Annotated in this window: 3 protein-coding genes; all 3 read right to left on the reverse strand. The window is 46.3% G+C overall.

The window, feature by feature from the left end:
* Positions 1-119 precede the first annotated feature (119 nt).
* Positions 120-752, reverse strand: a complete 633-nt coding sequence (locus tag QUB33_RS28630) for a tyrosine-type recombinase/integrase (RefSeq protein WP_333357780.1) — start codon at positions 750-752, stop codon at positions 120-122.
* 297 nt (positions 753-1,049) lie between these two features.
* Positions 1,050-1,925: a calcium-binding protein gene (locus QUB33_RS28635; RefSeq protein ID WP_333357785.1), complete on the reverse strand. Its 876-nt coding sequence runs from the start codon at positions 1,923-1,925 to the stop codon at positions 1,050-1,052.
* 457 nt (positions 1,926-2,382) lie between these two features.
* A partial coding sequence (locus tag QUB33_RS28640; RefSeq protein WP_333357787.1) for a DUF3987 domain-containing protein occupies positions 2,383-4,536 on the reverse strand: 2,154 nt, incomplete at its 5' end.

Consider the following 4,536-nt stretch of genomic DNA (forward strand, 5'->3'; position numbering starts at 1 on the left):
CTTGCACTTTACTCTCGATCGCGCGCTCGAATAACCCAGGCTACGTCAAGCGCTATCGCTTATTCAGCAAGCCCTACATAGAGCATTAGTAACTGTCAAGCGGCTACAGAGAAGTCTTTTCAATCTTCCCACAGTCCCTCAAATCGCTGTGGCGACAGTGCTGTGTATCTAACTGTGTGGTGAATGTTTTTATGCCCTAAATAATCTTGGATGGTGCGAGTGTCTGTCCCTTTAGCAGCCAAGTAGTAACCACAGCCGTGTCGGAGCATATGCGGGTGAACCGGGAATTGCAGTCCTGCATTCTTGCCAGCTTTGCAAATTAATTTTCTAGCGGCATCGGGAACCATGGGGCCGCCGCGCTCCGACAAAAATACGAAAGGTGAGTCAGAATTCTTTTTGTGCTGCTGTCGGAGCAATTCTCGGAGCGCTCGCAGTTCATCGCCGCCGATCGGATGGGTTCCAGAGTTTGAACCTTTAAGCCGCTTTACATGGAGAGTCGCAGTTTCAAAATCTACCTGCTGCCATCGCAAATTTACCAATTCAGAAATTCTCAGACCGTGACGGTACGCCACCAAAATTAGAAGTGAGTCACGGTGTCCCCATCTTCCTTTTTTGGCAGCGGTCATCATTGCCTTAACTTCAGATTCTAGTAGATATTCTCGGTCGCGGACTTCAGAATATTTTTTGTGCTGTATTGACTCTCGAACTTGTGGAAGTGGAGAATCTTTTTTTGGCAACCGTGCAGCAGGCATCGCAGCATCCTAATCAGTCCCTACATTATAAGAACTGAGACAAAAGGAAGAGAGTTGGAAAAGCCTTTGGGAAGTGTTGATGAGTGAGTGTGTTAGCCATAAAACCACCCTTTCTCGGCACAGGGTTAGGAGCGAACCCTCAAAGTGCAGAGCTGTGGCACTGACTTGTGCCAAGAATTATTTGAGTCAGTTTCCAGCAAACAGAGTTTGAATCTAAAACTCAAAATCTGACACAACGACCTCAAAAGTTTTTTTGAAGTCGTTGTGTTAGATTTTGAGATTAAAAGCTTGATTTCTTTAAGGTATTGCCGGTTCAAATACAAGGATGCTCGTATTGGAGAGGTTATCAGGAGAACCAACAATTGTGGCAAACAGACCACCCCCTGTCCCAAAGCCTGCCGCATTATTGTTCGCGTTGTAGAACAAATTGCCAGTCACACGGTTGTAAACAATCTCATCCGAGCTGGTTGCTGCGGCGATTTGTTCTGCTGGGGCAGGCGAAGTGATTACCGCAAAGTCTGTAGCTAGTAAAGGATCAGGGAAATTAAAAGTACCTCCCGTTTCGAGTTCACCGAAGTTCCTATCCTTTGCCAAGATTATTTTGTCCCTTCCAACCACGAAGTCAGTGATTCTATCCACACCAGCCTCAGCAGGAGGAACCTGACCGAAGAAGAAGCGGTCATTACCCCCTCCGCCAGTAAGAGTGTCATTACCGCCAAGACCGTAGATGCTATTGTGTGCATTATTACCTGTGATTCGGTTGCTAAGGGTGTTCCCCTCACCGTAAGTATCGGTAACGCCGGTGAGAAGTAAGTCCTCTACGTTATTACCTAGGGTATAGCTGACAAGAGACTGGATAGCATCGAGGCCCTGATTGGGACCTTCAGACACAGTGTTGGTAGAGCGGTTGACCAGGTAAAGGTCGTTACCAAATCCACCGAAGAGCTGGTCATTTCCCTCTCCGAAAGCATTAAGGGTATCATTGCCTTCCCCACCGTACATGAAGTCTAGACCTGCGCCACTTATTAGCGAGTCATTTCCCGCCTCGCCATAGAGATTGTCATTACCACCACTCCCATTGATGGTGTCATTTCCACCAGCGCCAAAGAAAGTGTCCGCTCCTCCACTTCCAACAAGAAACTCAGTACCGTTGGTCCCAAAGTAAACTATCACGATAAATACCCCTAAAAAACTCAGTACATAAAATGAGAATTTGTCAAATAACCATAGGCTGTGATCAAGTTGATTTCCGAAATCAACGGAAACTCACGAGCCAGTCTGGAAAATCTCATCTCTACAAATTAATTAAAACACCCCTGTGACCGAGATCGAGACTGAGAGCGTACTGACTTATGACTGACTTGTGACCAACTTTTAACTAACTGGCTGTAATAAAAACAATTGACTTCTCTGAGAGAGCCTGTATTTCCTAGCCCACAGCTTAAAACTGCTACGGCTGGGTCAGGATACAACCTAATGCTAATAAAGCTGTAGCAGTTCCGGGTGTTAGGTATCTCAAAGTGCAATTATAAATACTAAATACCTAACCTTGGAATCTCGGAATCTCGGAATTGAGGGATTGAGGGATTGAGGGATTCTAGCTGCGAGTTTTGCGACCGGGAGTTTTCGGCTACAGCTTCCTCAAATAAGGGAAACTATCCGTGCCAAGGGGAACGCTAACAATCACTGTTTTGTTCTCAAGCTTCACGTAATAGTCGATTTCCCTTGCGCCGTATGCCGGGCTGCTGGCAATTTTCCCTCTTTGTCCCTGGTAGTCACTTCTTTGAGTAATCTCCACCAAGTCGCCGATCGCAAACCCGGTCTGTTTTTTCGCCACCGATTCAGGTGGTGAAGTTGGATTTTTGGCGACGGGAGTTTTATTTTCAACAGGGGGACTCTGCAATAAGCTTTGTGATTTTTCAGGAGGTGGTGAATTTGTGACTACAGTGACTACAGTAGCCTCTAAAGCCTTGTCAGGCAAGGATTCCGACTGTAGTCTACCCTTGACTACAGTGTGACTACGATTGACTACAGTAGACTCATTTACTGTAGTCACTGTAGTCAAGGGTTCCGGCGTACTGTAGTCAGGCTTAACCCGCTCTGTATCTAGGTTCTGGGCTACTGTAGTCACTGTAGTCGTAGTCAAAGTTAAAGAAACAGATTTTTTGACTGTAGTCACTTCCCCGTATTTCATTTGTTCGAGTTCAGAAAACCATTCTTTAATTTGTTGGGCGTTCGGACGGTGTTTTAAGGGGAAACTGTTTTGAGCATCGCGGACAGAAATTTTCCCCCCTTGCCGTTCTGCCGCCAGTAAAATTTTTGTCAGATTAGGAGCCAAGGCAGATCGATCGGAAAATTCTGTGTAGAGTGACGCAACCTGATCGGCTGCAAATTTTACAAATTTCACTGCCGCCTCTACTGCGCTGCGGGGAATTTTATTTGTCACCTGTTGCCCGTTGAAAACACAAGTCAGAGCATGAATCGTGGTTGCGAGTTTTCCTACCTTCTCAGGCATTTTTCCGAGGGCCCCTCTCAATCCTTGTTTTGGTTCGACTACGCGCCGCCGATGACAGGCGAGAGTAAAAGTCCGATGGTATTCCTTAGCTTCCCGGTCGAATTCAAAATTGATAGCTGGCAAAGCATCAATTTTTTGGTAAAGGTCAGCGAGCATCGGCGTCAAGTCAAATCTGCCGCTGTCATCTTCTGGTAAATTTGGAACCGCTAGCGGCTGAAATACAAAGTCAAACCGAGCAAATTTTCCGTTACTGTCGGAACAGTCTTTGAGTAAACTGGCGAGTACGTCCGGTTGAATAGTTCCAAAAATGCTCAAACCTACAGCTTCAACACTTGCCCTTACGCCTGAAGCCCGCAAAACCGTAGTCCCCGTGCCATTCCAAAAGCTGAGCATATCTTCCTCATCAGAACCCTTGCCGCCCCGATACTGGTTTGAAGATTTAAGCATCCCTGCCAGTTCATCGCAAAAATACATCACCGCCTGTTCGGGGAATTCTGCTTGCTGGTAAATAATGCCTTCCCCGGTGGTTTTGTCGAACATATAAAGCCGTTGACGGGGTGGTTTTGGGGCAGGCCCTCGATCGTCCTCTTTCTTGGCCACTTTCCAATTATTCAATTCATTCTCGTAAGTTATTTGGGCTTGCTCAAATTCTTTCTTTGCCCGTTCCCTCAAAACTCGCATAGGTCGATCGATGATTGCTTTCGGTATTGGAGTTTTTAATTGCGATACCTCAGCAACAATACCAGCGTTGTAATTAGGCACGCAGCGCCAGTCGGTATCTCGCCTGAGAATCGTCTCTGTCCCGACTTTAAACAGGCTTGATACCTGAGTCAGTAGAGCGGCAAGATAGCACTCCGATCGCAAGTTCAGCATCGTCGCGAGTTTCTCAATCGGCTTCGCCAACCCCAAAGGTAAAACCTCAGTCAGTGCGATCGAGCTTTTGTGTGCGCCTAATAAAGTTTCAATTTCTGTCGCCACGTCTGGGCGATCAGATTCTTGCTCTAATTCTTGTTCACGCTCGCGGTAAATTTTCCAAACATCAGCAGAAGGGATGCGGTACTTTTGGGCGAGTTCAGAAATCTTAACTTGTAGCTGAGATTTCTTGAGGTCGGAGTCTAGCAGTGATTCAACTTCTTCGCCTAGTTCAGAAATAGAGGGGTTTTGAACCGGGCGAAGGGGCACAACATTATTTAGAGTAATCCAAGAAATAAATGATCCAAAATGCTGGGATACTGGAGAAATAATCAGTGTGCCATCTGTTCTATGTTT

This window comes from Microcoleus sp. B3-A4, from assembly GCF_036705385.1.
GTDB lineage: Bacteria > Cyanobacteriota > Cyanobacteriia > Cyanobacteriales > Microcoleaceae > Microcoleus.